Origin of the sequence: Undibacter mobilis (assembly GCF_003367195.1) — a bacterium.
GTDB classification, from domain to species: Bacteria; Pseudomonadota; Alphaproteobacteria; order Rhizobiales; family Xanthobacteraceae; genus Pseudolabrys; species Pseudolabrys mobilis.
In genome coordinates this window covers 2,582,027-2,600,657 of the sequence record NZ_QRGO01000001.1, presented here as the reverse complement: position 1 = coordinate 2,600,657, position 18,631 = coordinate 2,582,027, and the positions used below count along the sequence as shown (strand labels likewise).

Here is an 18,631-nt window from a genome sequence, read left to right as displayed (position 1 = left end):
GAACCATCGAATAAGCCCCTGCCTGCCTCATCAACTCGCCTGTGTGGCGTTCGTTCCGGCAATGGTGACTCCTCGTCATGCTGGAACCAGCCCCGCCCAATGCGACTTTTATCGGCATCGACTTCAAGGACTGAGGAGATGTTACGATGGGACGTTATCTGCTGCTCTGGATGCTCGGCATACCGCTGCCGATACTGGCTCTGATCTGGGTATTCGGCGGCCTGCATTAAATCCCGTTTATGCCTTCGCTAAACCGGCGAGCCGGCCAATAATTGGCCGGCCGCCGGCTCTCTTGCGTATTGCCGGGAGCGAGCTTCAGACCGCTCCCCCGTAAGTCAGACCACTCCCCGGTTACTCTGTTCGTCCACCCCCGCTCTTGGCACGGGGCTTGCGACCAACGGACTGTTAGCAGTCGCGGAACGCGGCGTTGCCGCGTGGGCCGCGCCCTGTTAAGCATTTGATCGAGGGGCCAGATGGACGGCGGCCCGCCGTCCTGTCGGGAGAGGTGGGCAAGAGCATGGAAGTATTTATCCAGCAGCTCATAAACGGCATTACGCTCGGATCGATCTACGGTCTGATCGCCATCGGTTATACGATGGTATTTGGCATTATTGGCATGGTGAATTTCGCCCACGGCGACGTCTTTATGGTGTCGTCTTTTGTGGCGCTGATCGCCTTCTTGTTCATCACCACCTGGATTGGTGTTCCATCCGTCGTGGTCGCGCTGCTAATCGTGTTGCTGGTCGCGATGCTGTTCACCTCGCTGGTGAATTGGGCAATCGAGCGCCTCGCCTATCGGCCGCTACGCGGCTCCTTCCGGCTGGCGCCACTGATTTCGGCAATTGGCATGTCGATCTTCCTGTCTAACTTCGTGCAGGTCACGCAGGGTCCGCGCAACAAGGCAATCCCGCCGATGGTGCATGGCGAAATGGTGCTGTTCTCGCAGAACGGCTACAACGTTACCATCTCGCTCAAGCAGGCAATCATCTGGGGCGTCACGGCGATCCTGCTCGTCGCCTTCTGGTATCTCGTCGCCAAGACCCGTCTGGGCCGCGCCCAGCGCGCTTGCGAGCAGGACCAGAAGATGGCTGCACTGGTCGGCGTCAACGTCGATCAGACGATCTCAATCACCTTCGTAATCGCTGCTGCGCTCGCTGCCGTCGCCGGCACGCTGTACCTCACCTATTATGGCGTGGTGAACTTCGCCGACGGCTTTGTGCCCGGCGTAAAGGCCTTCACCGCTGCGGTGCTGGGCGGCATCGGCTCACTGCCGGGCGCAGTGATTGGCGGGCTGCTGATCGGTCTCATCGAGACGATGTGGTCGGCCTATTTCTCCATCGACTACAAGGACGTTGCCGCTTTTTCGGTGCTGGCGATAACCCTGATCTTCCTGCCGCAGGGCCTGTTCGGCCGCCCCGACGTCGAAAAGGTCTGACCGATGCAGCAGGCATCTCCGGTCAATGGCACCAATGCGTTTGCCGCCTTCCGCGACGCGGCGCTCACCGCGCTGATATCGTTCGGTCTGTTCCTGCCGCTGATCGGGTTCGAGACCGTCGTCAATATCCGCAACGAACTAACGCTGGATACGCGCTGGTCACTTCTCTTCAGCATAGTCGGTTTGATCTTTGTCGGGCGGCTTGCTTACTCGCTTTTTGCGGCACCGCAGATCGCACAGCGCAAGCAGCGCGCTGCCGCTACGCCGGCTTGGCTGGGGACAATCGGCAAATGGTTCGTCCCCTTCGCCATCGGTTTCGTCATCGTCTATCCGGTGCTGGTCATGGGCACCGCCGGCTCCAGCGGAGCGCTCAAGTGGGTCGATAACTTCGGCATCCAGATCCTGATCTACGTCATGCTCGGGTGGGGTCTGAACATCGTCGTCGGCCTCGCCGGCCTTCTCGATCTCGGGTATGTCGCCTTCTACGCCGTCGGCGCATACTCCTACGCACTGCTCGCCAAGGAATTCGGCTTTTCGTTCTGGCTGCTGATGCCGCTCGCCGGCATCATGGCATCGTTCTGGGGCGTATTGCTCGGTTTTCCGGTGCTGCGGTTGCGTGGCGACTATCTTGCCATCGTCACGCTCGCGTTCGGCGAAATCATTCGCGTCGTGCTGATCAACTGGGTCGATCTGACCAATGGCTATGCCGGTATCAGCGGCATTCCGAGGCCGACCTTCTTCGGCATTCCGTTCACTGCCGGCGACGACGGTTTCGCGGCAGTGTTCGGCCTCGAGTTCTCCCCGATCTATCGAACGATCTTTCTCTATTATGTTATCCTTGCGCTGGCCTTCCTGACCGCCTTCGTCACGGTACGGCTGCGCCGTCTGCCCGTTGGCCGCGCCTGGGAAGCCTTGCGCGAAGATGAGGTTGCCTGCCGCTCGCTCGGCGTTAACACTACCAACACCAAACTCACTGCCTTCTCCATCGGCGCCATGTTTGGTGGTTTCGCCGGCTCATTCTTCGCCGCGCGTCAGGGCTTTATCTCACCTGAGAGCTTCACCTTCATCGAGTCGGCGACCATCGTGGCCATTGTTGTGCTCGGCGGCATGGGCAGCCAGATCGGCGTCGCGGTTGCCGCCGTCGTCATGATCGGCGGCACCGAGATCATGCGCGAACTGAATTTCCTCAAGCAGATCTTCGGCGAGTCCTTCGACCCGACACAGTACCGCATGCTGATATTCGGCTTTGCCATGGTGCTGATCATGGTGTTCCGCCCGCGCGGCTTCGTCTCCACACGGCAACCGACCGTGTTCCTGAAGGAGCGCAAGAGCATTTCGTCCGACCTGGTCGGCGAAGGTCACGGGTAGCCGCATGTCGACGTCACACGCCATGGCCGCTTTGTCGGACGGTGTCGTCGGCGCGCCGAAGATTGGCGCCAAGGGCGACACGCTGCTTCGCGTCGAACATCTGACCATGCGTTTCGGCGGCCTTGTCGCAGTCGATAAGTTGTCGTTCGAAGCCAAACAGGGCGATATCACCGCACTGATCGGTCCGAACGGCGCCGGCAAGACCACCGTCTTCAACTGCATCACCGGCTTCTACAAACCGAGCGAGGGCCGCATCGGTCTGGCGCATGGCCTGCCGGCGGTCTGGGACGAGATCGACGTGCTGACCGATGGCGGCCATCGCAGCATCACCACGGCCGAGGGCGCGCTCTATCTGCTCGAGCGCATGCCGGACTATCTGGTGACGCAGCAGGCGCGTGTCGCCCGCACGTTCCAGAACATCCGCCTGTTCCCGGGCATGACATTGCTCGAAAACTTGCTGGTCGCTCAGCACAACAGGCTGATGCTCGCCTCCGGATATACATTGCTCGGCATTTTCGGTGTGCCGTCCTACCGGCGCGCCGAGCGAGCTGCTCTCGATAAGGCGCAGCAGTGGCTAGATCGGGTCGGCCTCCTCCACCGCGCCGACGATCCGGCCGGCGATCTGCCCTACGGCGACCAGCGCCGCCTCGAAATCGCGCGCGCTATGTGTACCGATCCCGTCCTGCTGTGTCTCGATGAGCCTGCCGCCGGCCTCAATCCGCGCGAAAGCGCCGAACTCAACGAACTACTGTTGTCGATCCGCAACGACTTCGGCATGTCGATTCTGCTCATCGAGCACGACATGTCGGTCGTCATGGAAATCTCCGATCACGTCGTCGTGCTCGATTACGGCGTCAAGATTTCCGACGGCGCACCTGAAGACGTGCGCAACGACCCCAAAGTGATCGCCGCCTATCTCGGCGTCCAGGACGACGAGGTGGAAGAGGTCGAGGCGGAGGTGGGCCTATGACCGCCCTGCTTACGGTTCGTGGCGTCAAGACATTTTACGGCCGCGTCATCGCATTGAAGGGCGTCGATCTTGATGTCAATGACGGCGAGATCGTCACTCTGATCGGCGCCAATGGGGCCGGCAAGTCGACACTCATGATGACAATCTGCGGCAATCCGCGCGCGCGGGAAGGCACCATCACCTTCGCCGGCCAGGACATCACCAATCTGCCGACCCACGAGATTGCTCGTCTCAAACTTGCACAGTCGCCCGAAGGTCGCCGCATCTTCTCGCGCATGACCGTGCTCGAGAATTTGCAGATGGGCGCCATGGTCTCTGACGAGGCCAACTTCGCCGGCGACCTCGAACGCATGCTCACATTGTTCCCGCGGCTCAAGCAGCGCATCGATCAGCGCGGCGGCACCCTGTCCGGCGGCGAACAGCAGATGCTGGCGATTGCGCGGGCACTGATGGCGCGGCCACGACTATTATTGCTCGACGAGCCATCGCTCGGGCTGGCGCCGCTGATCGTCAAACAGATCTTCGAGGCGATCAAGACGCTCAACAAACTTGACGGCCTCACCGTATTCCTGGTCGAGCAGAACGCCTATCACGCGCTCAAGCTGGCGCATCGCGGCTACGTCATGGTCAACGGACTGATTACCTTGTCCGGCACCGGCAAGGAACTGCTGCAGCGACCGGAGATCAAACAAGCCTATCTCGAAGGAGGCGCGTGATGGAGCCAGCAACCGCCTCGGTCATGGGACTGATCTACGAAGAAGGCTCGCTCTGGATCTTCGTTCTGGTCACCATCATCCTCGGCGGCGGCGCCGCCTGGCTGGCCGGGCGCGCCGTGGCCGGAACCTGGCGGCCGGCGTGGCAGGTCTTTGTCTATTGTCTGATCCTGGGCTGCGCGGTGCGCTTTATTCACTATTCCCTGTTCGGTGGCACCCTGATCTCGCTCCACTATTACCTGATCGATACCACCGTCGTTATGGCTTTCGGATTCTTGGGCTTTCGGGCGGCCCGCGTGTCGCAGATGATCACTCATTATAGCTGGATCAACGAACCCGGCGGGCCTTTGCGCTGGCGCCGCCGCGGGCGTTGACGTAGGATTTGGCCAGGTGACATTCGCTGGTCCAACCCACCTGCCGTACTTGTTCACCAGTAAAGTTGAAGGGGAAACCGAATGAAAAAACTTACGACTCTCGGTCTTGCGCTCGGCGTCGCCGTTGCGATGTCCAGCGCCGCTTCCGCGCAAGTTAAATTCGCCGTCGCCGGTCCGATCACCGGCCCGAACGCCGCGTTCGGCGCCCAGCTCAAGAACGGATCGCAGCAGGCGATCGACGACATCAACGCCGCCGGCGGCATCCTCGGTCAGAAGCTCTCAGTTCAATTTGGCGACGACGTATCCGACCCGAAGCAGGGCGTGTCGGTGGCCAACAAGTTCGCCGGCGATGGCGTCAAGTTCGTGATCGGCCACTTCAACTCCGGCGTCACCATTCCGGCGTCCGATGTTTATCAGGAGAACGGCATCCTCGCCGTCACGCCATCGGCCACCAACCCGACGCTAACCGAACGCAAGCTCTGGAACATCTTCCGTACTTGCGGCCGCGACGACCAGCAGGGTGCCGTTGCCGGCGCCTACATCCTCAAGCACTACAAGGGCAAGAAGATCGCCGTCGTTCATGACAAGACCACCTACGGCAAGGGTCTCGCCGACGAAACCGTCAAGGCCATGGAAAAGGGCGGCATGAAGGCCGCGCTGTATGAAGGCATCAACACCGGCGAGAAGGACTTCTCGGCGCTGGTGTCGAAGATCAAATCGTCGGGCGCCGAGCTCGTCTACTGGGGCGGCCTGCACACCGAAGGCGGCCTGATCGTGCGCCAGATGCGCGACCAGGGCGTCAAGGCTCCGCTGATGGGCGGCGACGGCATCACCTCCGACGAGTTCGCCTCGATCGGTGGTCCGGGCGTCGAAGGCACGCTGATGACCTTCGGTCCGGATGCGCGTAACAACCCGGCCGCCAAGGACATCGTGGCCAAGTTCCGCGCCGCGAAGTTCGAGCCGGAAGCCTACACGCTGTACTCCTACGCCGCGGTGCAGATCATCAAGCAGGCCGCGGAATCGGCGAAGTCGCTCGAGCCGAAGAAAGTCGCTGAGAAGATGCACTCGGGCATGGTGTTCAAGACCGTGCTCGGCGACATCTCGTACGACAAGAAGGGCGACCGCACCAACCTCGACTACGTGATGTACATCTGGAAGAAGAACGCGGCCGGCAAGATCACCTACGTCGAGTGCCCCGGCAACGACTGCTCGAAGGCGAAGTAAGTCGGGTTATCGACAACGTTCTGAAAACGGAAAAGCCCGCCCTCACCGGCGGGCTTTTTCTTTTGGGCTACACGATCATTCCTGACGGCCGGCCGCCGAAGCCGGAATAACGGAGAAAATCACCCGATCTTGCCCAGCACCGGAAATGTCTCCAGCAGCCAGATGCTGAAGAGGTTGATGCTGCCCGTGAGAAAGGCGATGCCGGTCAGCACCAGCAACGCGCCCATCGCCTGCTCGACGCGGTGCATGTACTTTTTGAAGCGCGCGAGAAACGCCGCGAACGGTTCGATCGCCAGCGCCGCGGCAACGAACGGAATCCCCAGGCCCAGCGAATAGACCGCCAGCAGGCTCGCGCCCTTCGCCACGGTCTGCTCGGAAGCGGCAACGGCGAGAATGGCGGCCAGGATCGGGCCGATGCACGGGGTCCAGCCGAAAGCGAAGGCGAGCCCCATCACATAGGCGCCCCACAGCCCCACCGGTTGCGCAATCTGCGCCCGCTTCTGCCGGTACAACCAAGTGATCGGCGTCAGTCCGAGGAAATGCAGGCCCATGACGATGATGAGAATGCCGGCGACGATCGATAAAGGCTGCGCATAGGCTCGGATCAGCCCGCCGATGACGCTGGCGCTTGCACCCAGCGCCACGAATACAGTGGAGAATCCGAGCACGAACAGCACCGCCGCCATCACCGTTTCACGCTTAACGCGCGGTTCCGACTCGCGCGCCTCGAAGCGCTCGAGCGACGTGCCGGCCAGATAGACGAGATAAGGCGGCACCAGCGGCAGAACGCAGGGCGACAGGAACGAGACGATACCGGCGATCAACGCGGCGAAGTATGAAACGTCAGCATGCATGGAGGCGATATGCGCCCGACACCATGGCGATGGCAAGGGTGTCGTGACCATGCTTGCGGAGTTGTGATATGCGGGTGATTGGAATCAAGGAGGTGCCCGGTCATGCGCAATCTCATCACCGATGTCGCCGGCCTGCGCGTTGGCCATGCTCACGACGAAAAGCTCGCCTCCGGCAGTACCGTCATCCTGTTCGATCGCCCGGTCACGGCGGCAGTCGACGTCCGCGGTGGCGGCCCGGGCACACGCGAAACCGCCCTGCTCGACCCGGCCCAGACGCTCGAACACGCGGACGCCATCGTCCTGTCCGGCGGTTCGGCTTTCGGCCTTGATGCACCGTCCGGTACTCAGGCCTTCTTGCGCGAAAAGGGCCGCGGTTTCCGCATCGGCAGCGCCATCGTGCCGATCGTGCCCGGCGCAATCATGTTCGACCTGCTCAATGGTGGCGACAAGAACTGGGATCGGTACCCGCCCTATCGCGAGTTCGGCTACGAGGCCACGCGCACCGCATCTGTCGATTTTGCCCTCGGCAGCGTCGGCGCCGGGCTCGGGGCCACCACCGTCAATTTCAAGGGCGGGGTCGGCTCGGCTTCGGCGAAGACGCCCGGCGGCATCACTGTCGGCGCCATTGTCGTCATCAATGCCGTCGGCACTGCAGTGGTCGGCGACGGGCCGCATTTCTGGGCCGCACCTTTCGAGAAGAACGGCGAATTTGGCGGGCGCGGCATGCCGTCGCAGTTTTCGCCGAGCGATCTTGCCATCCGCGCCAAAGGCGGCCCGCAGGAAAACACCACGATTGCGATGATCGCGACCGACGCCAAGCTCAGCAAGGCGCAGTGCAACCGTCTCGCCGTTATGGCGCAAGACGGATTGGCGCGCGCGATCTATCCGGTGCATTCGCCGCTCGATGGCGATGTCGTGTTCTCCGCTGCGACCGGCGATAAGGAACTGGACGATCCGTATTACGGCCTCGCCGAGCTCGGCATGGTGGCCGCCAATGCGATGGCTCGCGCGGCAGCCCGGGGCGTGTATGAGGCCAAAGCACTGCCCTTCCCAGGCGCAGTACCAGCCTGGCGCGATCAATTCGGCTGAAACTGAAACCAATTCAGCGGCGACGACACTGGATGTCATGCCATCCAGTGTCGTCGCGAAGATCGCCTACGATGAAAAACTCAGCCGGCTGGTCGTGACCTTCGTCAGCGGCCGTGTCTATGAGTACTATCTGGTGCCGCCCTCGGTCGCGGATTCTTTCAGCACCGCCCCGTCGAAGGGAACGTATTTCAACGAACACATCCGCGACAACTACACGTGCCGCGAGATCACGTCGGCCACATCGTTCAGACGCAGTGGAACCTAGAGAAACCGTTCCGCGGCAAAGCCCTTCGGATCGACAAACGGTGTTTCGCCGCTCATCATCTCGCCGAGCAGGCGCCCGGTAACAGGACCGAGCGTCAGCCCCCAATGCGCATGGCCGACGGCCAACCACATGCCCTTTTGCCCCGGTGCGCGACCGATGACCGGCCGTGAGTCCGGGAAGCACGGTCGTGCCCCGAGCCACGTGCGGTCCTCCGCCGGCGAACCGATCCGGTAGAGTTCTTTCAGCTTCGGCATCAGACGATCGATCTGCGCCGGCGTCGCCGCGGCATCGCGCGGCGCAAATTCGGCGCCGGTCGTGAGGCGAATGCCCTGCCGCATCGGCGTAATCAGGTAACCGTAGTGAACGTCGACAACCGGTCGCGACAGCGGCGCGCTTTCTTCCGTCTTGAAGTGACGGTGATAACCGCGCTTGAAGCCCATCGGCAGCCGGATGCCGAAGTTCTTCAGGAGGTCCGGTGCCCACGGCCCCAGTGCGACAATCACTTCGGGCGCATCGATCGGGCCCTCGTCGGTCTCGACCCGCCAGTTGCTGCCCGAGCGATGCAGGCGGAGGGCGTCGCCTTTAAAGGTGAAGCCGCCCAGCGCGGCAAACCGCGCCGCATAAGCCTGGGTCAAGGCCAGCGGATCGCTGAGGCTGACCGCCGCCGGCCAATAGACTGCGTGCTTGAAGGTCGGATTGATCGACGGCTCGAGCTTGCGCACGCCATCCGGATCGAGAACCTCGACCGGGACATTAAATTCGCGGGCCAACTCGAATTCCCGCTTCATCCCGGTGATAGCCGCATCGTTGCGGTAGAGCTTGATCCAGCCATTGCACCGGAGCAACTGCGTTGCGCCGGACTGGAGCATCAGCTCCTCATGCTCCGGGATGGCCTGCGCAAAAAAGGGCCGGTTGATCCGCGCCGTCTTTTCAATGGCCTGCGGCTGAGAATAAGCGCGAAACTTGAGCAGCCATGGCGCCACCCAAGGCAGAAAACTCATGTGATAATTGGCGTCGCTCGCCTGCTTGAGAGCCACCCGCAACAGCGCACCGAAATCGCTCGGAAAGGCCGGCGGCATGATGGTCGAGCCTTCGATCACCCCGGCATTGCCATAGGAGGTCTCTTCGCCCGGCCTGCCTCGCTCGATGAGCGCCACACTCATACCGCGCTTGACGAGCTGCAGCGCGATCGAGGTGCCGACAATCCCGCCGCCGAGAACGATAACGTCAGTACGTGCCATGAAATTCCGCCTGCCCTTTGCACCTTTTGGCGCTTTATCCGCCGGGGTTCAACCCCGTCTTTTGCAGAGGCGATCTCCTCTTCCAATATGGATTGGGACGCCCGGGCGCGGTATCACATTCGGGCTCGCCGGGAGTGCGCTTCGGATGACATATTCACGCTGGCCACTGGCCGCGCTCGCCTGGCTCGGCCGGCAGGGGACCACCGCGCTTGCCTTGTCCATTTTTCTGGGCGTCGCCGTCCCGCAGCTTGCCGCTTATGTAAAGCCGTATCTGGGCGAAACCGTCTTCGTCCTTCTTCTGTTTTCCTATTTGCGCACCGACCCGGAGGCGCTCCGCCCCGTGCTGCGCTCGCCGCGCCTCATTGTCCTTGCCGCGCTCTGGGTCATGGTCGCTGTGCCGCTCTTTCTCGGCTCGTTTTATACGCTGATTGGTCTGCGCGACATCGCACCGGATCTGTTTCCGATCATGATCCTGCAATCCGCCATCGCACCCATCACGTCGACGGTGGCCTTCGCGGCACTGATGAGTCTCGATGTCGGGTTTTCGCTGGTAGCGTTGATCGCCTGTTGCGCCCTGTCGCCGCTCACGACGGTGGCTTTCAGCTACCTGTTTCTCGGCACATCATTGTTCACGCCGCTCGAGCTTGGCGGCAAGCTGTTCGTGCTGTTCTTTGCTTCGGGGTTTATCGCCTTCATTATCCGCCGCACCGTGGGCCAGCGGCGGATCGAGGAGCAGACACAGGTCCTCGATGGCCTCAACGTCATTGCCGTGTTCGTTTTCGCCATTGCGGCCATGGAGCCGGTGACGCGTCACGTCATGGCCGATCCGCTGCTGGCGCTGAAGCTGCTGGGGGTAATCGTGGCGATTGCCTGTGCCGTGATCGGCCTCAGCGCCATCCTTTTCATCCGCGCCGGCCTCGACCGCGCCATTGTCATCGGATTTCTGGCCGGCTTCCGCAATCTCGGCGCGGTGATCGGCGCGCTCGGCTCGGCGCTGCCCGACCTTGCATGGTTCTACTTCGCCTTGGTGCAGTTTCCGATCTACATTTTTCCGGCGTTGCTCAAACCGCTGGCGAAAAGGCTGCCAAAACGGCAGCCTTAATGCATACTATGCTACGGCCGACAATGTCGTGGTTGCGGCGCTCATCATTTGCCTTTGCAGTTGGGCTAACTGCCTGAACAGATCTGAGCCGCCATTCCCGGTCGGTGTCGACGTCGGATCGGCGCTGCCATCATTTGCCGTTGCGGCCGGCGGGCTGGTGGTCGAGGCTCGGCTGCCATCGGCGTAAGTAATCGTCGTCGTCACCGAGCCGTCGGCATTGGTCGTCGTGCTCGTCTTGGCACCGTTGCCGTCGCCGTCAGCGCTATCGCCGCCGCCGGAATCCCCCGCACCGATCTCTTTCTGATGATGTCCGGCGCCGGGGCGATCGGCCTTGGCCAGTTCGCTGTGGCTAATGTTGTCATCGCCGTCGGTATCGATCTTGGCGAATACGGCGTCCGAGATCGACGTTGAGACGCCATGTTTGGACGCCGCCGCCTCGAGTTCGGACTTGCTGACCGAGCCATTGCCGTCGGCGTCAAGTTTGGCGAACAGCTTGGCGCTGCCGGTGTCATGGGTGTTGGTGGTACCGGCGGTGCTGGCCTGCTGCTGCAAGGCGATCAACTGCGCCATCATGCCTTGGCCGAAGGGCAGGCTTGAGGAAGCCGAAATGCCGGCCGGCGATGCATTTCCGGTGCCGGGCTGCATCAGAGCGGCGAGTGGGTCGAAGGACTGGCTCTTGCCACCGCCCGCCCTGCCCGTTTGCAGCATTTGCTGCCAATTGGCGAGCGGGCTGGACGCAGCCGAGCCCACAGAGAGGGACATCAACGCTACTCCTTGAATGCGCCGGACCCGCCGGCGAAACCACCCTTGGGCTTTGTCACTTGCAAATTTCCGACCACGCCGCAGGCCGTTGAATAGCCGCGCCAGAACAACGACTTGTCCACAGGCCGTCGGCCAGGACGGCGGCGAAAACCGGCAAACTTTGCCGCCTGCCCGGTGCCGAATTGCCCGGCCCCAACCGCCGTGTTACCCGAACCCGACCCGGAGAAAGACGCCCCATGACCCGCCCGCTCCTCATCGCCCCGTCGATCCTGGCCGCGGATTTTGCCAAGCTCGGCGACGAGGTGCGCGCCATCGACGCGGCCGGTGCCGACTGGGTCCATGTCGACATCATGGACGGCCATTTCGTGCCGAACATCTCGTTCGGGCCCGACGTCATGAAATCGGTGCGCGCCGCCTCGAAGAAGGTCTTCGACGTCCACCTGATGATCTCGCCTGCCGACCCCTATCTCGAGGCCTTCGCCAAGGCCGGCGCTGACATCATCACCGTGCATGTCGAGGCCGGTCCGCATCTGCATCGATCGCTGCAGGCGATCCGCGCGCTCGGCAAGAAGGCAGGCGTGGTGATGAACCCCGGCACGCCCGCCTCGTCGATCGAAAGCGTTATCGACATGGTTGATCTCGTCCTCGTTATGTCAGTCAATCCCGGCTTCGGCGGCCAGGCCTTCATTCCCTCGGCGCTCGACAAGATCCGCGCCATCCGCGCCATGATCGGTGGCCGGCCGATCGACCTCGAGGTCGACGGCGGCGTCACCGCGGCCAACGCCGCCGACGTTGTGCGCGCCGGTGCCAATGTGCTGGTGGCCGGTTCGGCCGTCTTCAAGGGCGGTCAATACAAAGAGAACATCGCCGCGATCCGCAATGCCGGTGCGATCGCGCGTGGAGAGGCGGCGTAAGCCAAGCCCTTAGAAAGAAGACAGCATGATCCCCCGTTACTCCCGCCCCGAGATGACCGCGATCTGGTCGCCGGAAACCAAATTCCGCATCTGGTTCGAGATCGAGGCGCATGCTGCCTCCGCCATGGCAGAACTCGGCGTCATTCCGAAAGAAGCAGCGCAAACGATCTGGGCCAAGGGCAAGGATGCCAAATTCGACGTCGCCCGCATCGACGCCATCGAGGCGGAGGTGAAGCACGACGTCATCGCCTTCCTTACCCATGTGTCAGAGATCGTCGGGCCGGAAGCGCGCTACATGCATTCCGGCATGACATCGTCGGACGTGCTCGACACCTGCCTCAATGTGCAGCTCGTGCGCGCCGCCGACCTTCTGCTTGCCGACATCGACGCCCTGCTCGCTGCGCTCAAGCGCCGCGCTTATGAGCACAAGCTGACACCGACCGTCGGCCGCTCGCACGGCATCCATGCCGAGCCGACCACCTTCGGCCTCAAGATGGCGCAGGCCTATGCCGAATTCGCACGCGGCCGTGAACGCCTCGTCGCCGCGCGCAAGGAAGTCGCAACCTGCGCCATTTCCGGCGCCGTCGGCACGTTTGCGCAGGTCGATCCCCGCGTCGAGGCCTATGTCGCCAAGGCCATGGGCCTCGCGGTTGAGCCGGTGTCGACGCAGGTCATCCCGCGCGACCGCCACGCCATGTTCTTTGCGACGCTCGGCGTCATCGCGTCGTCGATGGAACGCCTTGCCGTCGAAGTCCGTCATCTGCAGCGCACCGAAGTGCTGGAAGCCGAAGAGTTCTTCTCCGAGAAGCAGAAGGGCTCCTCGGCGATGCCGCACAAGCGCAACCCGGTGCTGTCGGAGAACATCACCGGTCTCGCCCGCATGGTACGCGCCTATGCGCTGCCGGCGATGGAGAATGTGGCGCTGTGGCACGAGCGCGACATCTCGCACTCCTCGGTCGAACGCATGATCGGCCCCGACGCCACCGTCACGCTCGACTTCGCGCTGGCCCGCCTCACCGGCCTGATCGACAAGCTGCTGGTCTATCCGGCCAATATGGAGAAGAACCTCAACAAGCTCGGCGGCCTCATCCACTCGCAGCGCATCCTGATCGCACTGACCAAGGCCGGCGTTGCGCGCGAGGACGCCTATCGGCTCGTGCAGCGCAACGCGATGAAAGTGTGGGGCGGCGAGAACAACGACTTCCTCGGTCTGCTGAAAGCCGACCCCGACGTGAAGAAGGCGCTGAGCGACAAGGAACTCGAGGCTAATTTCAACCTCGATTATCACCTCGCTCACGTGGATACGATCTTCAAACGGGTGTTCGGCGAAGCCTGACGCAGGATGAGCCGGACGCGCGCCACGTCAAGGGGCCGCGCCCGGGCTCTGATTCTATCTACGCCGGATAGGATCTAGCGCCAGTGATGGCCGCGATGCCAGCCACGATGACCGTGCCATCGATGCGGGCCGTGCCAGCGCGGCCCGCCCCAGCCGAAACCGAACACGACCGGCGGCGGCGGCGCGACATAGACCCGCGGCGCGGACGCATAGGCGCCACCCCCGGCGAGATAGCTGGCGCTGGCATAGCCGACCACGCCCTGCCAATTTACGCGGCACCAGCTGCCGCCGCAGCCGATCACGTCGACATAGGCGCCGGCCGGCATGGTGCCAATGACGCGATAGCCGGTGCCGGGACCGGACCGCAGGTTGAGATCGTTGGTCGCGGTTGCCGCGGCGGCAATTCCGCTCGACAGCACAAGCGCGCCGGCAGCGACGGCCAATGCCTTGAGGGTCGTAAGGGTCCTGAGTTTCATGGCACATCCTGTTGGTTAGTATCGAATCCTAAACCGTCGCCCTCTAGTCTCCTCAGTTAATGAACGGCCGGCGCAGCCGTTCCCTGCGCTGCCACACTCAAGGCCCGCTCGATTGCCGCTGTTTCATCCGCATCAAGGTCATGCCGAACCTTAACAACCGTTCAGAACACAAAGCTCCGGTCGTCCTGATTTTCGATTCCGGTGTCGGCGGCCTCACCGTGTTCCGCGAAATCGCCGCCGCAAGGCCCGATGCGCGCTACGTCTATGTCGCCGACGATGCCGGTTTCCCCTACGGCAATCAGCCGGAAGACGAACTGATCGTGCGCATCGTCGGTGTGATCGGAGACGCCATTGCGCGCCACAATCCCGATCTTGTCGTGATCGCCTGCAACACGGCGTCGACTTTGGCACTGGCCGAATTGCGCGCACGGTTCGCCGTGCCCTTCGTTGGCACCGTGCCGGCAATCAAGCCGGCCTGCGCGCAATCGAAGAGCAAGCGCATCGCGGTGCTCGGCACCCAGGCCACCGTGTCGCGCGAATACACCCACGCGCTGATCCGCGAGTTCGCCGGCGACTGCGACGTCATCCTGGTCGGCTCGCCCAAACTAGCGAGCATCGCAGAGCTGGAACTGTCAGGCATGCCGGTGGCCGACGCCGACATCGCCGCCGAGATCGCGCCCTGCTTCGTCGACAACGGCGAGCGCCGTACCGATACTGTGGTGCTGGCCTGCACGCATTATCCGCTGCTGACGGCGCGCTTCCGCGCGCTGGTGCCATGGCCGGTCGAATGGATCGACCCGGCGCCGGCGATCGCGCGCCGCGTTGCCGATCTGCTGCATGAATGGAAAACGGCGGCGCAAGGCGCGCCGCCGCAGATCGTGTTCACATCGGGCCGTGTACCCCCGCCACCGCTTGCCGCGGCGCTCAGGGGCTTCGGCTTCAGTTGATCATGGCCACCGCAGCCTGGACGTCAATCGCCCCGCGCCAGATCATGTCGATCGCCACATAGAGAATGATCGCGAGGCCGACATAGGCGATCCAGCGGTGCTTGACGAGCAGGCCGGCGATGAAGTTCGCAGCAACGCCCATCAGCAGGATCGACAGGACGAGACCAAACACCAGCGCGGTGGGATGGTCGCGCGCGGCGCCGGCGACCGCCAGCACGTTGTCGAGCGACATCGACACGTCGGCGATCAGGATCTGCCAGGCGGCCTGGGCGAAGGTCTTGCGCGGCGCCGCGGCAGCGACCCCGTTCGTGACCATGTTGCCTTCGGCGTCCACCAGCCCCTCGCCTTCGTGTCCGCCCGAGCGCAGTTCGCGCCACATCTTCCAGCACACCCAGAGCAGCAGCACGCCACCGGCAAGCAAAAGGCCGACAATCTGCAAGAGTTGAATAGCGACGCCGGCGAAGGCAATGCGCAGCACGGTAGCAGCGATGATGCCGACAATGATGGCCTTGCGGCGCTGGTCGGGCGGCAAGCCGGCGGCGGCCAGACCGATAATGACGGCATTGTCGCCCGCAAGCACCAAGTCGATCATAATGACCTGACCGAAGGCACTTAAAGATTCAGGCGTCAGCAATTGGGAGAAATCAACCACGCGATGGGCTCCGTTCCGGTATGGGTTTGAGAAATTCGACGAGGGGCTCGATCTCGCCAAGGATGGCCGCCGCACAACCGATCAGCGTCAACGCCCCGGCAATGTCCCAGCCACTGACGGGCCTGAGCGATGCCAGCCGTGGTGACAGCCAGGCTGTCGCCGCGGTGGCTGCCGCTCCCCCAAGCGCGATCACGCTGAGCGTGGGAAGCACAAGTTCCGGGGGCATTAGTAGAATCGCGGCGGCGAACACAGTCAGGAAAACGATCGCCAGCATCGGCACGAGATAGGGCTCGGCCGCAGATGGCGTGCGTGAAACAGTCGGTCTTGAAGGCTTATCCTGGCGCATCGGACCCACATCGATTTTTCAGTCCGACATCGCAGTCACGAGGACTGCCAGAGGGGCCCGGCCTGAACGGGCAGAAAATGGAGCGCGGCCCGGTATTTCGCAAGTCAAAACGGTCGTATGTCCGCAGAGTTCCCCGCAGGATTGCTGCGGCGGACCGCCGCAGCCGCCGTTTGACATCTGCCCCACCGCCCCGTAGAAGGCACCCACCTTACGGGCCGATTGCGGCCCGTTTGGCGTTTCGCGACCCGCGACAAGCCCTTACGCTTCAAGGACTTGCCTGTCGGCTTCGGGGTGACCCGGGGCAAAGGAGGGCGCGTTTCCTCAACCCTTTAATCCTGTTCTATGAGGACGCGATGACCAAGCGTTTGGAATCCAAGTACAAAATTGATCGCCGCATGGGCGAGAACATCTGGGGCCGCCCGAAGTCCCCGGTGAACCGCCGCGAATATGGCCCAGGCCAGCACGGTCAGCGCCGCAAGGGCAAGCTGTCCGACTTCGGCGTTCAGCTCAAGGCCAAGCAGAAGCTGCGCGGCTATTACGGCAACATCTCGGAGCGTCAGTTCCGCTCCATCTACGACGAAGCCATCCGCATGAAGGGTGACTCGGGCGCCAACATGATCGGCCTCCTCGAGCGCCGTCTCGACGCGGTCGTCTACCGCGCCAAGTTCGTGCCGACCGTGTTCGCGGCCCGCCAGTTCATCAGCCACGGCCACATCAAGGTGAACGGCCGCCGCGTGAACATCGCCAGCTATCGCCTCAAGGTCGGCGATGTCGTCGAGATCCGCGAGAAGTCGAAGCAGATGAATCTGGTGCTCGAAGCGCAGGCCTTGGCCGAGCGCGACGTGCCGGACTACATCGCCGTCGATACCGGCAAGATGACCGCGCAGATCGCGCGCGTGCCGACGCCGTCGGACGTGCCCTACCCGGTGCAGATGCAGCCGCATCTCGTCGTCGAATACTATTCGCGCTAAGCGCTTCGCTTCAGCGATAGGACTTCCAGATCCCCTGCCCAAAAGGCGGGGGATTTGTTATTCAGGGTCCTGAATATATGTCGGGACCCTTGCCATGACGCTTCTGACACGCCGCGCGCTGCTCGCCGGGACCGCCGCCTCAGCCGCGGTACATGCACTCCCGGCATTCGCCGCACCGCCTCACGCGTTCAAGCATGGCGACTTCGAGGTCATGGTCGTCAGCGACGGCCATCTAGTCCTGCCGACCAGTTTTCTCGCCCCCGAGGCGGCGCCGGAGCAGCGCGATGCGCTGCTCAAGGCCGCAGGCCAGGCCGGCGCCAGCTACGACTCGCCGACCAACATCACGCTTCTCAAGCATGGCAACGATCTCATTCTTATCGATATGGGCTCGGGCGACCGCTTCATGCCGACCGCCGGCAAGGTCTGGGACAATCTCAAGGCTGCCGGCATCGACAAAGCCACAGTCACCAAGGTGATCTTTACGCACGGCCATCCCGATCATCTGTGGGGCACTGTCGACGAGTTCGACGAGCCGATGCTGCCGAATGCCGCATTTTATGTCGGCGCGACGGAATGGGACTTCTGGCACGGCGACAACGCCACGCGGGGGCTGCCGGCCGAACGCGCTGGCTTCGTCACAGGGGCGCGGCGCAATTACGCCGCGATCAAAGACCGTGTCGCCATGATCAAGGACGGAGACGAGGTCGTGCCCGGTCTGCAAATTGTTTCGACGCCGGGCCACACCCAAGGCCACCTGTCGCTCGCGCTCAAGGGCAGCGAGGATCTGATCGTCACCGGCGATGCCCTGACGCATCCGGCGATTTCATTTGCCCATCCGGAATGGCGCACGACCGCCGATCACGTTCCCGATCAAGCAGTCACGACGCGGTTAAAGCTGCTCGACCGCCTCGCCGCCGACAAGGCGAAACTCATCGGCTTCCACCTGCCCTATCCGGGCACGGGCGTGGTCGAGCGAAAGGCCGGGGCTTATCGCTACGTCGCCGCGGTGTGACGGCCGCGCGCGTTCTAGCCAGGTACCGTGACTTTTCTACGCCGGTACCCCTAACGAAGCCCTTGCCGATGCTTTGCGGCGCGCCACCTCGAAATACATCGTCTACCTCCTCTCAAAGGCACGGTGATGGCACTCAAATTCGAACATCGCAAACGCATCCGCGATCTCAGTGTAGAAATATGAAAGTGAGATTGAGGCGCGCTTTCCATTCGGCGCTGTTGTCGGGACGCACCGCATTATAATAAAGGCCGGCCGACGCGGACATGGCCTGGCCGTTAATTTCAAAAACACGACCGATCTCGCCGCCGAATGGAACGGTCCAGCGATCATGCGATGCTGCCGACCAGTCTGCCGTAATGATAGGACTCGACGAAACAAACCAGCCATCTGGAAAATTGTAAACGAGGAAAAGTTGCGCGTTGATACGATTCATAGGCGCATCGCCGCTCGGGTGACCGATGGACCACCACTGGCTGATCAATAGACCAAACACCCAAGGGTCGGGCATGAGCAGTGCGACGGCCGCTGGCCCCGCGGCCCATTGTCTGCTGGCAAGATTCTTGTCGGTCGCGGTCGGCAG

21 protein-coding genes are annotated in these 18,631 nt (G+C 62.7%); 14 read left to right on the top strand and 7 right to left on the bottom strand.

Annotation, left to right across the window (positions count from 1 at the left end; translation table 11 throughout):
* Nucleotides 1-517 precede the first annotated feature (517 nt).
* The 6 genes from DXH78_RS12265 (at nt 518) to DXH78_RS12240 (ending at nt 6,084) form a co-directional block, all read left to right on the top strand.
* Nucleotides 518-1,435 carry an ABC transporter permease subunit gene (locus DXH78_RS12265; RefSeq protein ID WP_115517301.1) on the top strand — a complete coding sequence of 306 codons (918 nt, stop codon included), beginning with the start codon at nt 518-520 and terminating at the stop codon, nt 1,433-1,435.
* A 3-nt stretch (nt 1,436-1,438) separates the two neighbouring features.
* Complete coding sequence (gene livM / locus DXH78_RS12260; protein WP_115517300.1) at nt 1,439-2,803, top strand: high-affinity branched-chain amino acid ABC transporter permease LivM; 1,365 nt, start codon at nt 1,439-1,441, stop codon at nt 2,801-2,803.
* A 22-nt stretch (nt 2,804-2,825) separates the two neighbouring features.
* Nucleotides 2,826-3,773: an ABC transporter ATP-binding protein gene (locus DXH78_RS12255; RefSeq protein WP_115517299.1), complete on the top strand. Its 948-nt coding sequence runs from the start codon at nt 2,826-2,828 to the stop codon at nt 3,771-3,773.
* Entirely contained in the window at nt 3,770-4,489 is a 720-nt protein-coding gene (locus tag DXH78_RS12250; protein ID WP_115517298.1) for an ABC transporter ATP-binding protein, read from the top strand. Before DXH78_RS12255 ends, DXH78_RS12250 begins: the two co-directional genes overlap by 4 nt.
* Nucleotides 4,489-4,860 carry a DUF6867 family protein gene (locus tag DXH78_RS12245; protein ID WP_115517297.1) on the top strand — a complete coding sequence of 124 codons (372 nt, stop codon included), beginning with the start codon at nt 4,489-4,491 and terminating at the stop codon, nt 4,858-4,860. Before DXH78_RS12250 ends, DXH78_RS12245 begins: the two co-directional genes overlap by 1 nt.
* 81 nt (nt 4,861-4,941) lie before the next feature.
* Nucleotides 4,942-6,084: a branched-chain amino acid ABC transporter substrate-binding protein gene (locus tag DXH78_RS12240; RefSeq protein WP_115517296.1), complete on the top strand. Its 1,143-nt coding sequence runs from the start codon at nt 4,942-4,944 to the stop codon at nt 6,082-6,084.
* A 119-nt stretch (nt 6,085-6,203) separates the two neighbouring features.
* Here the strand turns inward: DXH78_RS12240 and DXH78_RS12235 are convergent, their stop codons facing one another.
* A complete protein-coding gene (locus tag DXH78_RS12235; RefSeq protein WP_115517295.1) occupies nt 6,204-6,938 on the bottom strand; it encodes a cytochrome c biogenesis CcdA family protein in 735 nt (244 codons plus the stop codon).
* Nucleotides 6,939-7,040: 102 nt separating this feature from the next.
* Here DXH78_RS12235 and DXH78_RS12230 point away from each other — a divergent pair, with 102 nt between their 5' ends.
* Together DXH78_RS12230 and DXH78_RS12225 are read left to right on the top strand one after the other, a co-directional pair.
* Nucleotides 7,041-8,027, top strand: a complete 987-nt coding sequence (locus DXH78_RS12230) for a P1 family peptidase (RefSeq protein ID WP_115517294.1) — start codon at nt 7,041-7,043, stop codon at nt 8,025-8,027.
* Between the two features lie 37 nt (nt 8,028-8,064).
* On the top strand, nt 8,065-8,292 hold the full coding sequence (locus tag DXH78_RS12225; RefSeq protein WP_115517293.1) for a KTSC domain-containing protein: 228 nt from the start codon (nt 8,065-8,067) through the stop codon (nt 8,290-8,292).
* Here the strand turns inward: DXH78_RS12225 and DXH78_RS12220 are convergent.
* The gene (locus DXH78_RS12220; protein ID WP_115517292.1) at nt 8,289-9,533 is read right to left on the bottom strand and encodes an NAD(P)/FAD-dependent oxidoreductase; all 1,245 of its coding nucleotides are present in this window, start codon (nt 9,531-9,533) and stop codon (nt 8,289-8,291) included. The two genes, DXH78_RS12225 and DXH78_RS12220, sit on opposite strands and share 4 nt — an antisense overlap.
* Before the next feature lie 145 nt (nt 9,534-9,678).
* On the opposite strand from DXH78_RS12220, the gene DXH78_RS12215 reads away from it, so the two are divergent.
* The gene (locus DXH78_RS12215; RefSeq protein ID WP_115517291.1) at nt 9,679-10,635 is read left to right on the top strand and encodes a Na+-dependent transporter; all 957 of its coding nucleotides are present in this window, start codon (nt 9,679-9,681) and stop codon (nt 10,633-10,635) included.
* Nucleotides 10,636-10,641: 6 nt separating this feature from the next.
* On the opposite strand, the gene DXH78_RS12210 is transcribed toward DXH78_RS12215, so the two are convergent.
* Nucleotides 10,642-11,397: an EF-hand domain-containing protein gene (locus DXH78_RS12210; RefSeq protein WP_147292628.1), complete on the bottom strand. Its 756-nt coding sequence runs from the start codon at nt 11,395-11,397 to the stop codon at nt 10,642-10,644.
* Nucleotides 11,398-11,633: 236 nt separating this feature from the next.
* Here DXH78_RS12210 and rpe point away from each other — a divergent pair, with 236 nt between their 5' ends.
* The gene (gene rpe / locus DXH78_RS12205) at nt 11,634-12,311 is read left to right on the top strand and encodes a ribulose-phosphate 3-epimerase (RefSeq protein ID WP_115517289.1); all 678 of its coding nucleotides are present in this window, start codon (nt 11,634-11,636) and stop codon (nt 12,309-12,311) included.
* 25 nt (nt 12,312-12,336) lie between these two features.
* Complete coding sequence (purB, locus tag DXH78_RS12200; RefSeq protein ID WP_115517288.1) at nt 12,337-13,647, top strand: adenylosuccinate lyase; 1,311 nt, start codon at nt 12,337-12,339, stop codon at nt 13,645-13,647.
* Between the two features lie 74 nt (nt 13,648-13,721).
* Here purB and DXH78_RS12195 read toward each other — a convergent pair whose 3' ends face one another.
* On the bottom strand, nt 13,722-14,123 hold the full coding sequence (locus DXH78_RS12195) for an SH3 domain-containing protein (protein ID WP_115517287.1): 402 nt from the start codon (nt 14,121-14,123) through the stop codon (nt 13,722-13,724).
* Nucleotides 14,124-14,263: 140 nt separating this feature from the next.
* Between DXH78_RS12195 and murI the strand changes: the two genes are divergently transcribed.
* Nucleotides 14,264-15,070: a glutamate racemase gene (gene murI, locus DXH78_RS12190; RefSeq protein ID WP_115517873.1), complete on the top strand. Its 807-nt coding sequence runs from the start codon at nt 14,264-14,266 to the stop codon at nt 15,068-15,070.
* On the opposite strand, the gene DXH78_RS12185 is transcribed toward murI, so the two are convergent.
* Nucleotides 15,063-15,662, bottom strand: a complete 600-nt coding sequence (locus tag DXH78_RS12185; RefSeq protein WP_115517872.1) for a TerC family protein — start codon at nt 15,660-15,662, stop codon at nt 15,063-15,065. The two genes, murI and DXH78_RS12185, sit on opposite strands and share 8 nt — an antisense overlap.
* 52 nt (nt 15,663-15,714) lie before the next feature.
* Nucleotides 15,715-16,068, bottom strand: a complete 354-nt coding sequence (locus tag DXH78_RS12180; RefSeq protein WP_147292627.1) for a hypothetical protein — start codon at nt 16,066-16,068, stop codon at nt 15,715-15,717.
* 353 nt (nt 16,069-16,421) lie between these two features.
* Here DXH78_RS12180 and rpsD point away from each other — a divergent pair, with 353 nt between their 5' ends.
* Both rpsD and DXH78_RS12170 read left to right on the top strand, forming a co-directional pair.
* Nucleotides 16,422-17,039, top strand: a complete 618-nt coding sequence (gene rpsD, locus DXH78_RS12175) for a 30S ribosomal protein S4 (RefSeq protein ID WP_115517285.1) — start codon at nt 16,422-16,424, stop codon at nt 17,037-17,039.
* Between the two features lie 94 nt (nt 17,040-17,133).
* Entirely contained in the window at nt 17,134-18,051 is a 918-nt protein-coding gene (locus DXH78_RS12170) for an MBL fold metallo-hydrolase (protein ID WP_115517284.1), read from the top strand.
* Between the two features lie 166 nt (nt 18,052-18,217).
* Here DXH78_RS12170 and DXH78_RS12165 read toward each other — a convergent pair whose 3' ends face one another.
* The gene (locus DXH78_RS12165; protein ID WP_115517283.1) at nt 18,218-18,484 is read right to left on the bottom strand and encodes a hypothetical protein; all 267 of its coding nucleotides are present in this window, start codon (nt 18,482-18,484) and stop codon (nt 18,218-18,220) included.
* Between the last annotated feature and the right edge of the window lie 147 nt (nt 18,485-18,631).